The 16,567-nt window shown below is 70.0% G+C and carries 14 protein-coding genes, 1 other RNA gene and 1 pseudogene; 6 read left to right on the forward strand and 10 right to left on the reverse strand.

Features of this window, described 5'->3' with window-relative positions; all coding sequences use genetic code 11:
* Positions 1–100: 100 nt before the first annotated feature.
* Complete coding sequence (locus DX914_RS05955) at positions 101–454, reverse strand: hypothetical protein (RefSeq protein ID WP_147300613.1); 354 nt, start codon at positions 452–454, stop codon at positions 101–103.
* Between the two features lie 123 nt (positions 455–577).
* Entirely contained in the window at positions 578–1,477 is a 900-nt protein-coding gene (locus DX914_RS05960) for a LysR family transcriptional regulator (protein ID WP_115858109.1), read from the reverse strand.
* Between the two features lie 118 nt (positions 1,478–1,595).
* Here DX914_RS05960 and DX914_RS05965 point away from each other — a divergent pair, with 118 nt between their 5' ends.
* The 3 genes from DX914_RS05965 to DX914_RS05975 all read left to right on the forward strand — a co-directional run bounded on the left by DX914_RS05965 (position 1,596) and on the right by DX914_RS05975 (position 3,776).
* Positions 1,596–2,408, forward strand: a complete 813-nt coding sequence (locus DX914_RS05965) for a dioxygenase family protein (protein ID WP_115858110.1) — start codon at positions 1,596–1,598, stop codon at positions 2,406–2,408.
* Positions 2,405–3,097 carry an alpha/beta hydrolase gene (locus tag DX914_RS05970; RefSeq protein ID WP_115858111.1) on the forward strand — a complete coding sequence of 231 codons (693 nt, stop codon included), beginning with the start codon at positions 2,405–2,407 and terminating at the stop codon, positions 3,095–3,097. The genes DX914_RS05965 and DX914_RS05970 overlap by 4 nt, the downstream gene beginning before the upstream one ends.
* 97 nt (positions 3,098–3,194) lie before the next feature.
* A complete protein-coding gene (locus tag DX914_RS05975; RefSeq protein ID WP_115858112.1) occupies positions 3,195–3,776 on the forward strand; it encodes an ester cyclase in 582 nt (193 codons plus the stop codon).
* A 226-nt stretch (positions 3,777–4,002) separates the two neighbouring features.
* Here DX914_RS05975 and ssrA read toward each other — a convergent pair.
* Positions 4,003–4,356, reverse strand: a transfer-messenger RNA (tmRNA) gene (ssrA, locus tag DX914_RS05980).
* Positions 4,357–4,439: 83 nt separating this feature from the next.
* Positions 4,440–4,979, reverse strand: coding sequence for a hypothetical protein (locus DX914_RS05985; protein WP_115858113.1), 540 nt, complete (start codon positions 4,977–4,979; stop codon positions 4,440–4,442).
* 68 nt (positions 4,980–5,047) lie between these two features.
* Between DX914_RS05985 and DX914_RS05990 the strand changes: the two genes are divergently transcribed.
* Positions 5,048–6,094 (forward strand): NAD(P)H-dependent flavin oxidoreductase, encoded by a 1,047-nt coding sequence (locus DX914_RS05990; RefSeq protein ID WP_196778833.1) that lies wholly within the window; start codon positions 5,048–5,050, stop codon positions 6,092–6,094.
* Between the two features lie 210 nt (positions 6,095–6,304).
* Here DX914_RS05990 and DX914_RS05995 read toward each other — a convergent pair whose 3' ends face one another.
* The gene (locus DX914_RS05995; RefSeq protein WP_115858115.1) at positions 6,305–10,762 is read right to left on the reverse strand and encodes a DEAD/DEAH box helicase; all 4,458 of its coding nucleotides are present in this window, start codon (positions 10,760–10,762) and stop codon (positions 6,305–6,307) included.
* A gap of 180 nt (positions 10,763–10,942) precedes the next feature.
* Entirely contained in the window at positions 10,943–11,371 is a 429-nt protein-coding gene (locus DX914_RS06000) for a CBS domain-containing protein (RefSeq protein WP_115858116.1), read from the reverse strand.
* A gap of 190 nt (positions 11,372–11,561) precedes the next feature.
* Between DX914_RS06000 and DX914_RS06005 the strand changes: the two genes are divergently transcribed.
* Positions 11,562–11,741: a hypothetical protein gene (locus tag DX914_RS06005; protein ID WP_115858117.1), complete on the forward strand. Its 180-nt coding sequence runs from the start codon at positions 11,562–11,564 to the stop codon at positions 11,739–11,741.
* 122 nt (positions 11,742–11,863) lie between these two features.
* On the opposite strand, the gene DX914_RS06010 is transcribed toward DX914_RS06005, so the two are convergent.
* Positions 11,864–12,211, reverse strand: a complete 348-nt coding sequence (locus tag DX914_RS06010; RefSeq protein WP_231118158.1) for a BON domain-containing protein — start codon at positions 12,209–12,211, stop codon at positions 11,864–11,866.
* A gap of 48 nt (positions 12,212–12,259) precedes the next feature.
* A pseudogene (locus DX914_RS06015) lies at positions 12,260–12,430 on the reverse strand (HupB); the annotation flags it as partial.
* A 247-nt stretch (positions 12,431–12,677) separates the two neighbouring features.
* On the opposite strand from DX914_RS06015, the gene DX914_RS06020 reads away from it, so the two are divergent.
* Positions 12,678–13,175, forward strand: a complete 498-nt coding sequence (locus DX914_RS06020) for an MgtC/SapB family protein (protein WP_115858120.1) — start codon at positions 12,678–12,680, stop codon at positions 13,173–13,175.
* Here DX914_RS06020 and ligD read toward each other — a convergent pair.
* Positions 13,172–15,616, reverse strand: coding sequence for a DNA ligase D (gene ligD, locus DX914_RS06025; RefSeq protein WP_115858121.1), 2,445 nt, complete (start codon positions 15,614–15,616; stop codon positions 13,172–13,174). The two genes, DX914_RS06020 and ligD, sit on opposite strands and share 4 nt — an antisense overlap.
* 39 nt (positions 15,617–15,655) lie before the next feature.
* Positions 15,656–16,561 (reverse strand): non-homologous end joining protein Ku, encoded by a 906-nt coding sequence (ku, locus tag DX914_RS06030; protein ID WP_115858122.1) that lies wholly within the window; start codon positions 16,559–16,561, stop codon positions 15,656–15,658.
* Between the last annotated feature and the right edge of the window lie 6 nt (positions 16,562–16,567).

Genomic DNA, 16,567 nt, shown 5'->3' on the forward strand with positions numbered 1-16,567 from the left:
TATCGATCAACTTTCGCGTCTTCGCCGGCAGATGCTTGCGCGCGGAAAACACCGCGTAGATGCCGAGTTGTTACACGCGCAGCGAGGCTTGTGATCGCCATCAGGAACCGCAGCTGAGTTCGCCCGTGTACGTCTGCCCGCCCACCAGCAGCTGTGTATGCCGACCTCGTCCCTTGACGGTGAAGCTGGGAGGCAGGGCCGGGTCGCCAGGATTGGTGTACACGAAGTGGATCGCCTTGGACCGCTCGTCGAACGTCACCACCTTCCATGACTTGTACGGAAGGGTCGATGGACCGCCGGCGCCATGGATCAGCACCGGGCCGACCCGCTCATACCCCAGGAACTCCACCGAGGGCACAGGCGCGGTGGCAGGCGGATAGAAGGTGCATTTCGTGCTGGTTGCTGCGGCTGTAGCCGAGGAGAGCAAGAGCAGACCACCGATAACCAACCGCATTGGCGCCTCCATGGCGAATGTCCGAGCTAAACCGTACTCCGACGCGGCATGGATGGGAATGGACGGAAGGCGTGCGGGGCCATGCATGGCTTATATCCGCCGGCCACGGTTCGCACCCGTCGTTCAAGCCTGCCAGGGGGGCATCCGAAACGACTCGACCAGAAAATCGATCAACTTGCGCGTCTTCGCCGGCAGATGCTTGCGCGTGGGAAACACCGCGTAGATGCCGATCTCGCTGGAGCGGTAGTCGGGCATCACCTCGACCAGATCGCCGCGGCGCAGGTCCGGGCCGACCAGGAAATCCGGCTGCAGGATCACGCCTTGGTGGGCCAGCGCCGCGAGCCGGCAGGTGTCGCCGTTGTTGGTGTGCATGAAGGGGCGCGTGCGCACGCTGACCTCGCCGTCGGGGCCGGTGAAGACCCATTCGTCGCGCGTGGCCCAGTAGCTGTAGGAAATGACGCGGTGCTGGGTCAGGTCTTGCGGCTGCGCGATCCGGCCGTGCCGGCGCAGGTAGTCCGGCGAGGCGCAGGCGACCATGCGCGTGGAGGCCAGCTTGCGGCTGATCAGCTGCGAACTGGGCAGTTGGGTGATGCGCACCGCCAGGTCGTAGCCCTCCTCCACCAGGTCGACGACGCGGTCGTTGAGCTGGACGTCAAGCGAGACCTTGGGGTGGCGCTCCAGGAAGCGGCACCACAGCGGCGCCAGGTGCCGCACGCCGAAGGTCAGCGGCGCGTTGACGCGCAGCATGCCCACCGCCTCGGCCGTGTGCGAAGTGAGTTCGGACTCCAGTTCCTCGACCGAGGCCAGCAGGTCCTTGGCGCGTGCATGCAGCACCTGGCCGTCCACCGTCAGGGACAGGCGGCGCGTGGTGCGGTGGAGCAGGCGCACGCCCAGGCGCTGCTCCAAGGCCGCGACGTGGCGCGACAACGCCGCCTTCGACAGGCCGGTGCTGTCGGCGGCACCGACGAAGCTGCCCGCCTCCACCACGGCCACGAAGCTGCTCATTTCCTGTAGACGGTCCATGCGGCCTTTGTCTCGCAAATCGAGACAATTTGTCAACATAATCCATATTTATCTGCATCTTAGGCGCTAATACAGTGACTCCATCGCCCGGACCGCCCGGGCCAGACGGAGCCCCACCATGACCCGCGCCCCTGCTCTTTTCGTCTCCCACGGCTCGCCGATGTTCGCGCTGCAGCCGGGCCAGCTCGGCCCGCGCCTGCGCCGTCTGGGCACCGGGCTGGAGGGCGTGCGCGCCGTGCTGGTGGTGTCGCCGCATTGGCAGTCGCGCGGCGTGCGGGTGATGACCACGCCGCGCCCGGCGACCGTCCACGACTTCGGCGGCTTCGCGCCTGAGCTTTACCAATTGCAGTACCCGGCCGCGGGCGCTCCGGCCATCGCGAACGACGCGATTGGCCTGCTGGCGGCCGCCGGATTCGACGTCGCCGCCGACGCGGCGCGCGGCTACGACCACGGCGCCTGGGTGCCGCTGCGCCATCTGCTGCCGGGTGCCGACCTGCCGGTGTTCCAGGTCTCGATGCCGCACGACCTGGACACCGCCGGCGCGATGCGCCTGGGCGCCGCGCTGGCGCCGCTGCGCGAACAAGGCGTGCTGATCGTCGGTTCCGGCAGCCTGACCCACAACCTGCACGAGTTCCGCCGCGACATCCGCGATCCGGAATACGCGCAGCAGTTCGCGTCCTGGGTCGACGAGGCCGTGCTCGCCGGCGATGCCGCGTCGCTGCTGGATTACCGCCGACGCGCACCGCAGGCGCAACGCGCGCATCCCACCGAGGAGCACTACCTGCCCTTGCTGGTCGCGCTGGGCGCAAGCCACGGCGGCGAAACGCCGCTGCGCATTCCCGGCGGCATCACCGACGGCGTGCTGTCGATGGATTCCTTCGGCTGGGGCCTGCCGGCGTCGGCGGGCAGCGGCTTGGCGGAGGCGGCATGAACGCGTTGTCGCAGCTGGCCAGCGCCGAGGATTTCGCGCTCGCCTATCGCGTGCGCACGCCGGCGCCGACCCGGCCCACGGCCTTGCTGGTACTGCTGCACGGCGTGGGCGGTCACGAAACCAATCTGGCCAGCCTGGCCGCCGACGCGCCGGCCGACACGCTGGTGGTCCTGCCGCGCGGCCGCCTGGAATTGGGCCCGGACCGGTTCGCCTGGTTCCATGTCGCCTTCGCCGCCGACGGTCCGCAGATCGTCGCCAGCGAAGCCGAAGCCAGCCGCGTGGCGCTGATCCGGTTCGTGGCCCAGCTGCAGGCGGCTTATGGCATCGCCGCCGAGCGCAGCGTCATCGCCGGCTTCAGCCAGGGCGGCATCCTCGCCGCCAGCGTGGGGCTGAGCGCGCCGGAGCGGGTGCGCGGATTCGCGGTGCTGTCGGGGCGCATCCTGCCGGAACTGGAACCGGTGCTGGCCTCGCGCGAGCGCTTGTCGCGCCTGCATGCCCTGATCGCGCACGGTCGCGACGATGCCAAGTTGCCCGTGGCCTGGGCGGAGCGCGCCGATGCCCTGCTCGATCGGCTCGGCGTGCCGCATGCGCTGCGCTTGTATCCGGGCGGCCACGGCATCGCGCCGCAGATGACGGCCGACTTCCATGCCTGGCTGGCGACCCTGCTGCCGCCATCGCCTCAGAACTAATCCACCACCTAGAAATCGCCTCGATCCGTCTCGGCGAGCGCTCGCCCTCGCGCTGAACGCCGCCGTTCGTGCAGTACCCACCTAGGAGAAACCCGCCATGACCGCCCTGAAGCAACTCGCCCTGTCGATCTCGCTGGCCACCGTGCTGGTCGCCGGTGCTGCCCACGCGCAAACCCCGTCCAAGCAATGGCCCGGCACCCGCGACGGCCAGCCCGCCCCCAAGGTCAAGGGCATGCCCGCCGACCTGGCGCGCAACCTGGCCAACTTCGACGACCTGGATTTCAAGGTCTACACCGGCCAGCAGTGGCAGCACCTGCACAAGTCGCACACCCAGGACGTGATCGTGCACTGGCCCGACGGTCACACCACCCAGGGCATCGACAAGCACATCGCCGATCTCAAATACATGTGGACCTTCGCGCCGGACAACCGGATCCTGGAACACCCGGTGCGCTTCGGCAGCGCCGACGGCGAATGGACCGCGGTGACGGGCTGGCTGGAAGGCACCTTCACCCAGCCCATGGTCTTGCCCGACGGCACCACGATCCAGCCCACCGGCAAGGCCTACCGCATCCCGATGGCCACGATCGGCCACTGGAACAAGCAGGGCATCATGTTCGAGGAGTACCTGTTCTGGGACAACGGCGAGTTCATGAAGCAGATCGGCTTGGGCAAGTAACGGGCTGGCCGTAGACCGCACCATCCCATCCCGTCATTCCGGCGCAAGCCGGAACCCATTTTGCCGTTGCGTTTGTAGTTGCGGTTCGCTGAGCAGGTCAGAAGCAAGATCAAAATGGGTTCCGGCTTACGCCGGAATGACGGATGCGGGGTGGACAGTGAAGCCTGGCTGCAGGTCTCGTCTGCGCAAACAAAAAACCCCCGACGAGTCGGGGGTTTTTTGGGATTGGTGGAGGTGGGCGGAATCGAACCGCCGTCCGAAGGCACTCCATCCCCGGCACTACATGCTTAGCGCTCCGTTAGATCTCGTCCCCGGACAGCACGGCGCGCAAAGCGCATCCAGGAACCAGCCTGCTTTGAGTTAACCGGCGGCTGACAGGCGGCCACCTCCGGCGATTCCGTGATAGTGACCCTACGCTGCGAGCACGGACACAAGCAGTTTCGGGGCTTACGCCTTAAGCGGCGAGAGCGTAGTTGTCGTCGTTGGCAACTAAAGTTTTGCCGCTGGATTTACGAGGAAAGCTGCCCCCTCGGCATGCGCCAGGCGATTTCGCGACCCCCGTCGAAGCCAGTGCACCCCCGGGGACAGCTCACGCTGACCCGATCAGTATAGGGCCGACGGCGGCGTTCACAAGGTGCGGACCGGCCGGGGTGTGCCCGGGGTTCATGCGGGCTGCGGGCGCTGCGGCGGCGGATCGTCCGGCGCAGGCGCTTGCTCGTCCTCTTCCGCGTCCATCCACGGCGCATTGAGCAGCTGCCAGCGCGGCCAGAACCCCAGGCTCAGGGCCTCGCCCTGCTCGGCCAGCGCCTGCACTTCCTGCAGGCCGATCCGGCGCCGTGGCTGCCTGCGGTCGACGATGGCGCCGTAGCGGTCCTCCGGCCGGGTGTGCGCGTCCACGGCGTAGTGGCGGGTGTTGTGGGCGATGTGGTTGCGCTGCCGGTTGTAGTCGCGCAGCGCGTCGAGCAGGGTCCGCCCCTGCCTGCGCATCTGTTCGCTGCGTTCGCTCAGCGTACCCTCCAGCAAATCCAGCAAGTTGGCGTGATTGGGGCTCTTGCGCGCTAGCCTGAGCAGCGCTTCGTCCTGCGTATCGAGGACGGCATTCCAGACCTGCCCTTCCAACTGCGCGGCCGCGACCATGACCCGGCCGATGGCCATGGCCCAGGCGTCGCGTTTGGCGGGGGAGAAGATGTCGTACAGGCTCATGGGACCTCCGCGCGCAACGGCTACGTCGCTGCATACTAAGGGCGTAACCGAGTGCGATGAGGTACCGCGTGTCTCTATCGAGCTTGCTGGGCACCGACCTGCCCTTGATCCAGGCCCCCATGGCCGGCGTGCAAGACAGCGCCTTGGCGATCGCGGTGAGCCGCGCCGGCGCGCTGGGTTCCTTGCCGGCGGCGATGCTGACGCCGCAGGTGCTGGCCAAGGAATTGGCCGCGATCGCGGCTGCCAGCGAGCGGCCCTACAACGTCAACTTCTTCTGTCACACCGCACCGCAAGCCGGCGACAGCGCGGAAGCAGCGTGGCGCGAGGCGCTGGCGCCGTATTACCGGGAGTTCGATATCGATCCGGCCGGCATCGCCGCGGGTCCGGGGCGTCGACCGTTCGACGCCGATGCAGTGCAATTGCTGGAGCGGTTCCGGCCGCGCGTGGTGAGCTTCCACTTCGGCCTGCCCGAGCCGGCGCTGATGCAGCGGCTGCGCAGCTGGGGGGCGATCTTGCTGTCGTCGGCGACCACGGTGGCCGAGGCGCGCTGGCTGCAAGCGCAAGGCGTGGACGCGGTGATCGCGCAGGGGCTGGAAGCCGGCGGGCATCGCGGGCATTTCCTGGATCAGGATCTAAGCCTGCAGATGGGCACCTACGCGCTGCTGCCGCAGATCGCGCGCGCGGTGCGGGTGCCGGTGATCGCGGCCGGCGGCATCGCCGACGCCGCGGGCGTGGCGGCCGCGATGCGCCTGGGCGCGGCCGGGGTGCAAGTGGGCACGGCCTACCTGCTCTGCCCGGAGTCGCGCACCAGTGCCGTACACCGCGCTGCGCTGGCCAGCGAGGCGGCGGCGCATACGGCGCTGACCAACCTGTATACCGGCCGGCCGGCGCGCGGCATCGTGACGCGGCTGATGCGCGAGCTGGGGCCGATCAATACGGTCGCGCCGCCGTTCCCCTTGGCCACCTCGGCCGTGGCGCCGTTGCGGGCGGCGGCGGAGGCGCAAGGTTTGGGGGATTTTTCGCCGTTGTGGGCTGGGCAGAATGTGAGTGGATGTCGTGAGGTGGGGGCCGAAGCGTTGACGCGGGAGTTGGCGTTGGGGTTTTCGCGCGAATAGGCCGCTGGGTGCCACGACGGATTGGGGCGAAGAGCACTCCCCCTCAATCCCCTTTTTTCAAAGGGGGAAGTAGAAGGCGGGGTTGCGTCGTAGTTGGAAGTTCGTGGTCGCAGCTTGCGCAGCTCCTACTCGTAGGCATGCGAAGCGCTCGTCGTAGTTGGAGTTCGCGGTCGCGGCTTACGCCGCTCCTACCCCAAAGCGGGCTTGGGGTCAGCGCAGGGCTTCGGCCAGGCCGGGTGGGTAGAGCGAGGTGTCGGTGGCGGGGCTGCGGCGGCGGACCAGGGCCTGGCGGACCTGTTCGGCTTCGGCCGGGGTGGCGGCCGGTTCGATCATCTCGACCTTGCCTGCGCTCAGGCTGGCCACCGGTACGCCGTCGCGGAACAGCACGCGCGCGCCGGGCAGGCGCGCCACGCGTTCGCCGGCGAGCACGGTGCCGGCGAGGTTCAAGGGGTCCATGGCCGAAACGCAGACCAGTTCGCCGCTGTCGGGGCGCTGGCGCACGCGGCGCAGGGCGCCGATGGCGTCGGGCAGCGCGTACTGCTCGCCGGCCATGCCGCTGACGAAGCGGCCGCCGCGGATCTCGCCGCGCGCTTCCCAGCGCCGGTACACGCGCAGCAGGTCGCGCCAGGGCGGCAGCCAGGCCGCTTCGCGCTCGATCAGGCGCCAGAACACCACGCCGTAGCGCTGCAGCAGGCTGCGGGCGACGTGTTCGATGTCCTCGCCGTCCACGGCCGGCACAGGTGCGCCTTCCAGCGGACGCGGGGTCAGCGACCAGCGGCCGGCGTCCTGGATGCCGTACAGCGGCGCGCGCCGGGTGCGGCCGCCACGGCTGCTGCCGGTGCGCTTGGACGGCGGCACCAGCAAGGCGCGCAGGCCGGCATAGCTGTCGCAGGTGACGCGGCCGCGCGCGACCAGTTCGCCCAGCGCTTCTTCCAGTTCGGTCTGCAACAGATGCGCGCCGCGTTCGAGCTCGTCGAAGAACGAGGCGCCGCGCGCGCGCAGGCAGTCGACCACCTTGGTGGCGCGCGAGGACAGCGGCGCCTCGTCGCCGGCGGCGCCGGCCGCGAGCGCGGCCCAGGGCGCCAGCTCGCGACGCGGCAGCAGCACGATCGGCGTCTGCCGTACCGACGGCGCGGCGGACACGCCGGCCTCGGCGCGCGCCGGGCGCAGCCGCGCCCAGGTCGCGCGGCCGGAGCTGCACAGGTCGTCGAGCCAGGCGCTGGCGTAGTCGCCGATGCGCGCGCTCAGCAGTTCGCTTTCCCAGGCCGCGGCCGGCGCTTCAAAGCCCTGCAATTGGTCCAGCACCGCTTCGACCGCATCGCGCCCGCTCATGCGCGCGGACGCGGACACGTGCTGCCAGTCGAACAGGAAGCGGACGAAGTCGCGCGGCGCCACCGGCTCGATCTCGCGGCGCAGGCGGCCCACGGTGTAGCGGTGGATGCGCGCGAGCAGGTGCCGTTCGCACCACTCCTCGGCGGCGGCGTCGCCGCCGAAACTGTGCGGGCTGAAGCGCCCGCGCATCACATAGCCCTCGCCTTCCAGGCGCAGCAGCGCGGCGTCCACCGCCAGCGCGGGCTGACGCAGCGGCTGCGCCAGCGCGGCGGCGGCGATCGGGCCCAGGCCGGTCAGGCGCGCGCGCAGCCATTCGGCCAGCACGCTGTCGGCGTCCCAGGCCGCGGCGGCGAACTCGGCCGGCACTGCGACCTGCGGCGACCACGCCGCCGACGGGAACAGCGCCTGCGCCTGCGGCAAAGTCTCGGTGGCCAGCCACAGCGCATCGCCCTGAGCGCCCTCGCCCGCCGGCTGCAGGCAGGTAGCGCGGCCGGCTTCGGCCAGGGCGCGCAGCCACTCGGTCCAGCCGTACTCGCGCGCCTCGGGCTCGGTGACGAAACTTAGCCCGATCAGCGCCTCGTGCATTTCGTCGGCATTGCGCGCTTCGGGCCAGGCTTCCATGCGCACCGCGTCGATCGCCTCCGGGTCCAGGCGGCCGAGGTCGTCGGCGCTACCGGGCTCGGCGTAGCGGCGGCTCATCACGGCCTGGGTGCGGCGCTCTTCCAGCGGCGCGTCGTCCAGGAAAGCGTAGGGCCGCGCGTTGATCGCCTCGGCCGCGATCGGCGACGGGCCGGTCACGTCGCGCGCCAGCACCGCGACCTCGCCGCTTTCCAGCCGTTGCAGCAGTTGCAGCCAGCGCGAGGCGTCCATGGCTTCGTACAGACAGTCGTGCAGGGTCTGCGCGACCAGCGGATGGTCCGGTACTTCGCGCTCGCCGACCAGGTTCTCGGCGCAGGCGACCTGATCGGGGAAGACCGTGGCCAGCAGGTCCTCGCTCTTCATGCGCTGCAGCTGCGGCGCGACCTTGCGCCCGCCCAGGAAGCGCGGCAGCGCCAGCGCCGTGGTCGCGTTCCAACGCCAGCGCACGCCGAACAGCGGCGCGTCCAGCAGCGCCTGGATCAGCACGTCCAGGGCGCTGGCGCTGTGCAGGTAGCGGGCCACGTCCAGCAGCGGGAAGCTGTGGCTGGTGGACAGCGACAGCACGATCGCGTCCTCGGTGGCCGCGGCTTGCAGTTCGAAATTGAACTTGCGGCAGAAGCGCTTGCGCAGCGCCAGGCCCCAGGCGCGGTTGATGCGGCTGCCGTAGGGGCTGTGGATGACCAGCTGGGTGCCGCCGGATTCGTCGAAGAAGCGTTCCAGCACCACGGTGTCCTGGGTGGGCACCGCGCCCAGGGCATAGCGCGTGCGCGCCAGGTAGTCGACCAGTTGCAGCGCGGCTTCGAACGACAGTGCCAGTTCCGGCGCCAGCGCCGCGGCGGTGTCGGCATGTGCCTGGGCCAAGGCCTGCGCCGCCTCGCCCGCATCGCGGCCGGTCGCGGCGTCGGCGGTATTGCGCCGCGCGAGCTCGGCGTCCACGCGCGCGCGCAGACGCGACACGCCCAGCGACAGCTCGTCGGTGCGCCCGGGCGCCTCGCCCAGCCAGAACGGGATGTTCGGCGGCTGGCCCTGCGCGTCCTCCACCCGCACCCGCCCGGGTTCGACGCGCAGGATGCGGTAGCTGGCATTGCCCAGCTGGAACACGTCGCCGGCCAGGCTTTCGATGGCGAAGTCTTCGTTGACGTTGCCGATGGTCTGCGCCTGCGGCTCCAGCAGCACGGTGTAATCGCCGGTGTCGGGGATGGTGCCGCCGGAGGTGACGGCGGTGAGCGCGCTGCCGCGGCGGCCGCGCAGGCGCCGGTGCACGGCGTCGCGGTGCAGGTAGCCGGCACGCGCGCCGCGGCGGGTGCTGAAGCCTTCGGCCAGCATGCGCACCACCGCGTCGTAATCGGCGCGCGTCAGGCGCGCATAGGGCCAGGCGTTGGCGAAGCAGGCGTAGAGCGCGTCCTCGTCCCAATCGCGGGCGGCGGTTTCGGCTACGATCTGCTGGGCCAGCACGTCCAGTGGCGCGGGCGGGACGATCAGCGCGTCCAGCTCGCCGCGCTGCACGCAGTCCAACAGCGCCGCGCATTCGACCAGGTCGTCGCGCGATTGCGGGAACAGCCGGCCCTTGGGCACGCCGCCCACGTGGTGGCCGGCTCGGCCCACGCGCTGCAGGAAGGCGGCAATGGCGCGCGGCGAGCCGAGCTGACAGACCAGGTCGACGTCGCCGATGTCGATGCCCAGCTCCAGCGAGGCCGTGGCCACCAGCACGCGCAGCTCGCCGCGCTTGAGCCGCTGTTCGGCGTCCAGGCGCAACTCGCGCGACAAGCTGCCGTGGTGCGCGGCCACCGCGTCCTTGCCCAGGCGTTCGCCCAGGTGGCGCGCGGCGCGCTCGGCCATGCGCCGGGTATTGACGAAGACCAGGGTGGTGCGGTGTTCGCCGACCAGTTCGGCCAGGCGCGCGTAGACCTGATCCCATTGCTCGTGCGACATCACCGCCGACAGCGGCGACGGCGGCAGTTCCAGGGCCAGGTCGCGGCGCTGCTGGTAGCCGATATCGACGATCTCGCACTGCGGCTGGCCGTCGGCGGCGACCGCGCTGGCGCCGACCAGGAAGCGCGCGACTTCGTCGATGGGCTTCTGCGTGGCCGACAGGCCGATCCGCACCGGCCGCCGCGCGCACAGCGCCTGCAGGCGCTCCAGGCTCAGCGCCAGATGGCTGCCGCGCTTGCTCGCGGCTACGGCGTGGATTTCGTCGACGATCACCGTGCGCACCGTGGCCAGCATGGCGCGACCGGACTCGGAGCCCAGCAGCACGTACAGCGATTCGGGCGTGGTCACCAGCAGATGCGGCGGCCGCTTGCGCATGCGCAGGCGCTCGGCCTGGGTGGTGTCGCCGGTGCGCACCGCGCTGCGGATGCCCGGGTCCGGCAGGCCCAGGCGTTCGAGTTGTTCGCGGATGCCAGCCAGCGGCGCGTCCAGATTCAGATGGATGTCGTTGGACAACGCCTTCAGCGGCGAAACGTAGACCACCACGGTCTCGTCGGGCAGGCCGCCTTCGGCCTCGGCCTGGCGCACCAGGGCGTCGATCGCGGCCAGGAACGCGGTCAGGGTCTTGCCCGAACCGGTAGGTGCGGCGACCAAGGTATCGCGGCCGGCACGGATCGCCGGCCAGGCGCGTGCCTGGGCCTGGGTGGGGGCCGGAAACGTCGCCTGGAACCAGGCGGCGACGGCGGGATGGAAGGCGGTCAGTGGCATGGCGCGGTCGCGGGTGCGGCGGCGATAGCCACCTGCGTGCCCTACTGGATGGGGGCGGCCGCGGCGATAGCGAAGAGCATAACGCCGCGCCCGCCGCGCCGGGCACTGAACCGTTCAGCGCCCGCGCGGCCCCAGGACCGCGAGCCTAGCCGGCGCCCGTCTCAGCGCCTGCGACGCGCGTCAGTGCGACGACGGCGGCGTGGAGATTTCGCGCACCACCTCGGCGGTGGCGCGGCTCTTGCCGGCGCGGGCCAGGTCGGCCAGGGCGACGATACCGGCCAAGCGACCGTCCGCATCGACCACCGGCACCCGGCGGATCTGTTCGCGCTCCATCAGTTCCACGCAGTCGCGCAGGTCGGCGTCCAGCCTGACGGTGTGCGCGGGCGAGGTCATCGCGTCGCCGGCGGTGGCGTTGCCGTCGCGACCCACCGCGACCACGCGCACGGCGATGTCGCGGTCGGTGACCACGCCCAAGGGTTGCCCCTGCGCATCGGTGACCGGGATCTCGCCGCAGTCGTGCGCGGCCATCAGCTGCGCTACTTCCCGCAGCGGCGTGGTCACGTAGCACGACGCCGGATTCGGGGTCATGAATGCGTTGACGGTGGCCATGGGTTCCTCCTAGTAGGTGACGATCAGGTGAAAAAAGCACGCTATCGGTGCCGATCTACCGGCTTCGTGCGTGACCTTGGCTGGCCCCTTACGCCGTTGCCGGCAGCGCCATGGCCGGCGTTGTATGCTCGGGACGTATGCGTCTTGGACGCGATACGCCCCCGCGATCGACCCAACGGAGACCTACGCTATGACGACCAAGCTGGACAAGCCGCTGCGGCGCGAACTGGAAATCGGCGACAAGCTCTATACGCTCACCATCGACGCCCACGGCCTGAAGCTCACCGAGAAGGGCCACCGCAAGGGCGTGGAACTGAGTTGGAACCAAGTGGCCGGCGGCGACGAGGCCGCGCATACGCCCGGCGACTGATCCGCTCAGGCGACTCGGCGATTCCGAGATAGCGCATAGCCGCGGCGGCTGGCCTAGTGCGCCGCCGCGGCCCCATTACGCCGCGGCCGTTGCCGCGGCGCTTGCAGACGGGCCTACTGCCCTTACGGCGCCTTGGTCGAGGCCATCAGGCCCTTGGTGTCCACGCTGCGCACGCCCTGCACGCTCTTGGCCACGGCCTTGGCCTTGTCGATCTGGGCCTGGCTGTCGACGCGGCCCGACAATTGCACGGTGCCGTTGACGGTATCGACGTCGATCTTCAGGCCCGACACGTCCTTGGCGGCGAGCAGTTCGGTCTTGACCTTGGTGGTGATCCAGGCGTCGCTGACCGGCTGCGCGGATTCGCCGGTGGCCGGCGGCGGATCGTGATCCTGCGCGGCGACCCAGGCGGGTGCGCCGGCGAACAGGGCCAGGGCCAAGGCGGGGGCGATGATTCGAGTGGCGTTCTTCATCAGCTGTCCTCCTAAAGAGCGGGCGCGGCGCGCCCGCGATCAATGGTCTTTGCGGCCGGAACCGGACTTCTTGCCGCCGCCGTCCTGTTTGTTCACCGTCGCCCAGGCGCGCTTTTCGGCGGTCTTCTCCGACACGCCCTCTTTCTTGTAGCCCTCTTCGATGTGCTGGGCCTGGCGCTTTTGCTTGTCGGTGTACGAGGATTTGTCTCCGCGGCTCATGTTTGCGCTCCTACTGGAAATCGTGTCTGCCGGAATCGTTCCGGCGTAAGTGGCAAGCTAGGACGCACGGGGTAAACGCCACGGCCAATTTCCGTTAGCGCCACGTGTCCGCGCGGTCACGATCCGATCACGAGCGCGCGTCTATCTATCGGCACTGATGCGATGAACGCGATCCGATCGAGGCCATGCATGCCGACGCGTCCACACCAAGACCACGAGCGTGAACGTAACTGCACCGAGGCGCGCCATGACGGCGGCTGATCCGAATTGGCTGCCGCAAGCCTGGGTGCTGATCGATACCGCCTATGCGATGGCGCTGGGCGGCGCGATCGGGCTGGAGCGGGAAATGAAGAACCGGCCAGCCGGCTTCCGCACCCACATGCTGGTGGCCGGCGCGGCGGCGCTGCTGGTCGGCATCGGTCAGCTGGCCCTGCACGATCCGCGCTTCGAAAGCCCGCAAAGGCTGCAGATCGACCCGCTGCGCCTGGTCGAGGCGGTGGTCGCGGGCGTGGCCTTCATCGGCGCCGGCACGATCTTCTCGCGCCGCGGCAGCCAGACCATCGCCGGCATCACCACCGCAGCCTCGCTGCTGATGGTGGCGGTGATCGGCATCGCCGCCGGCTTCGACTACAAGCTGCTGGCGCTGGCGGCGACGCTGCTGACCTTGCTGGTGCTGACCTTGCTCAAGGCGTTCGAAAGGCGCTTGCAGCCGCCCGACTCCGCCGCGTCGCCGGATACGCGCTAGAGGCTGGGCAGGCGCTGCTTGCTTTGGGCGAAGCCCGCCCAGGGATCGCAGCGCAGACGCGCGGCGCGCCGCTGCGCCGAGGCAATGTCGAACGCCGCCGGCGCGGCGACCCGCGCCAGATCCTCCCAACGCAGCGGCACCGCCACCGGCGCGCCGGCGCGCGCGCGCAGCGACCAGCTGGCCACGCTGGTGGCGCCGCGCGCGTTGCGCAGCCAGTCGATGAAGATGCGGCCGGCGCGCTTGGCCTTGGACGCGGTGGCCAGGTAGCGCAGCGGCGACTGGGTCGCCATAGCCTGGGCGAAGGCCTCGCAAAAGGCCTTGGCCTCGGTCCAGTCCGGCCCGCGCCGGATCGGCACCACCACGTGCAGGCCCTTGCCGCCGGACAGCCGCGGCCAGCTGTCCAGGCCCACGTCCTGCAGGCGGTCGCGCACCTCGCGCGCGGCGCGCTTGAGCTCCGTCCAGGGCACGTCCTCGGCCGGGTCCAGGTCGAACACCAGCCGGTCCGGACGGTCGACGTCGTCGATCTTGGCGCCCCAGGGATGGAACTCCAGGGTGTTCATCTGCACCAGGGCCAGCACGCCGCGCAGATCCTTGACGTAGACGTAGTCCGCCGGGCCCTTGGATTCCTCCAGCGCCACCGCGTGCACGCCCTCGCCCAGGCTGTCGGCGTGGTGCTTCTGGAAGAAGCAGCTGTCGCCCACGCCGTCGGGGCAACGCAGCAGCGAGATCGGGCGCTCGATCAGTTCGGGCAACAGCCAGCGCGCCACCGCCTCGTAATAGTCGGCCACATCGCGCTTGCGGATGCCGTCGCGGGGATAGACCACCCGGTCGGGGCTGCTGAGTTTGGTCTCGGACATGGTCTTCTCCGGTGGCGGCGCGAGGTCCTCGCGCAGGCGCACGAAACTGGCCTGGCGCACCAGGCCCTCCTTGCCGCGGCCGCGCGTGCGCACGTCCACCATCAGGCGCGGCTGCACCCAATGCACGCTGCGCGGCGAAATCGGCAGGTGCGCGGGCAATTCCAGCACCGCCTGCTCGCGGCCCAGCGCTTTCAGGCGCTGGCTCAGCGTGCGCAACACCTCATCGCCGAAACCGCTGCCCACGCGGCCGGCGTAGCGCAGGCCACCGTGCTCCTGCGCGGCCAGCAGCAGCGAGCCGAAACCCTGGCGGCTGTTGCGCGGCGCGGTATAACCCACCACCACGAAGCTTTCGTCGGCGGCGTGCTTGACCTTGATCCAATCGGCGCTGCGCGCACCCGAGTACGGCGAGTCGGCGCGCTTGCTGACGATGCCCTCCAGGCCGGCGTCGATGGCCGCTTGCAGCACTTGCGCGCCCGGCCCTTCTACCTGCTCGCTGTAGGCCAGCCACGGCGAGGGCCGCGCGTCCAGCAGCTCGCGCAACAGCGCACGGCGTGCGCGCAAGGGACTTTGGCGCAGGTCGTAGCCGTCCAGGTAGGTCAGGTCGAACAGCACCAGGCGCAGGCGCTCGCTGTCGCCGCGCTCCAGCGCCGCCTGCAGCAGGCCGAAATCGCTGCGGCCCTGCGCGTCCAGCGCCACCAGTTCGCCGTCGAAGATGCCGCGCCCGGCCAGCGCGGCCAGGGCCGCCACCGCCTGCGGCACGCGCTCGCGCCATTCCAGGCCGTTGCGCGACAGCAGCCGCACCGCACCGGCGCGCACGTGGCCGAGCATGCGGTAGCCGTCCCATTTGACCTCGTGCAGCCAGCCGTCGCCGCTGGGCGGGTGCGCACGCAGGGTCGCCAGCTGCGGCGATTGCTCGGCGGGCATGGCCGCGCGCTTGGCGCCTTCCGCGGCGCGGGCCTTCGCTTGCCAATTGCGCTTGCGGTCCCTGGGCTTGGACTGGGTGGCGGACTGTTTTGCCGCTGCTGCCTTCTTCGCCGGCCTCTTGCGCGCTTGCGCTCCGATCGGCCGCTCGCGCAACAGCCCGTCCGCGTCGGTGTCGCGCGCATGGGCATCGTTGCGCTTGATCAACAGCCATTGCGTCTGCTTGCCGGAGGGCCGCGTGCGCACCAGGGTGTAGCCGCCTTGCAGGCGTTCGCCGTCGAGTTCGAAATCCAGCTTGCCCTGCCCCAGCTGCAGCAGCGGATCGCCTTGGCAGCGCCAGGTGCCGTGGTCGAACACGTCGACATGGCCGGCGCCGTAATGGCCTTCGGGTATGTCCCCTTCGAATTGGGCATAAGCCAGCGGATGGTCCTCCACCTCCACGGCCAGGCGGCGTTCGCCGGCGCGCAGCGAGGGGCCCTTGGGCACGGCCCAGCTCTTGAGCGCGCCGTCGGCTTCCAGGCGGAAGTCGTAGTGGCGCGCGCGAGCATGGTGCAGCTGCACCACGAAGATCGGCTGGCGCGAGCGGCCGCGCTTGCCCGGCGTGTCCTCGGGCTCGGGGGTCTGCCCGAAGCGGCGCTTGCGCGCGTAATCACGCAGGCTCATGCGCGCGCACCGCCGCGGCCGCCGACCGCCTCAGCCATCTCAGGCGCTGCGCTTGCGCGGCCGCCGGGTCGCGCGCTTCTTGGCCGCGGCCTTCTTGGCCGGCGCTTTGGCCGCGCTCTTGGCCGCCTTGGCCGGGGCCTTGCCGCCTTTCTTGTCCAGGCTGCGCTTGAGCAGCTCGGCGAAGTCGATGACGTTGGTGGCGGCGTTTTCGGGCAGCGATTCCTCCGGCGCGTCCTTGCGGCGCACCACCTTCTTGGCCTTGACCCGCTGCTCGATGACCTTGTGCAGGCGCTGGCGGAAGTCGTCCTTGTAGCTCTCCGGCTTCCACTCGCCGCTCATGGACTCGATCAGCTGCTCGGCCATCTGCACCTCGCGCGAGGAGATCTTCCACTTCTCCAGCTTGCCCTCGGGCAGCTTGTAGTCTTCCGGGTCCACCAGCTCCTGGGCGAAACGCAGGATCACCAGGATCAGGGCGTCGCCCTTGGGCATGACCGCGGCCAGGTACTCGCGGGTGCGGATCACCACCCGGCCCACGCCGACCTTGCCGGTGCGGCGCAGCACCTCGCGCAGCAGCACGTAGCCCTTCTCGGCCTTCTTACCGGGCTCGAGCACATAGGGCTTCTCGAAGTATTCCGGGCCGATGCTTTCGGCGTCGACGAAGGCGTCGATGTCCACGCTTTCCTTGTGATCGGGCGCGGCGGCGGCGATGTCGGCCTCCTCGATCACCACGTAGCTGCCCTTGTCGTATTCGAAGGCCTTGACGATCTCCTTCCACGGCACTTCCTCGCCGGTCTCGGCGTTGACGCGTTCGTAGCGGATCGGGGCCTTGTTGCGGCTGTCGAGCATGCGGAAATGCAGGTCGACGCGGCGCTCGCCGGTCATCAGCTTGACCGGGATGTTCAGCAGACCGAACGACAAGGTGCCGGTCCAGATCGGGCGGGCCATGCGGAT

Source organism: Lysobacter silvisoli, from assembly GCF_003382365.1.
In the GTDB taxonomy this organism is placed as follows: Bacteria; Pseudomonadota; Gammaproteobacteria; order Xanthomonadales; family Xanthomonadaceae; genus Lysobacter; species Lysobacter silvisoli.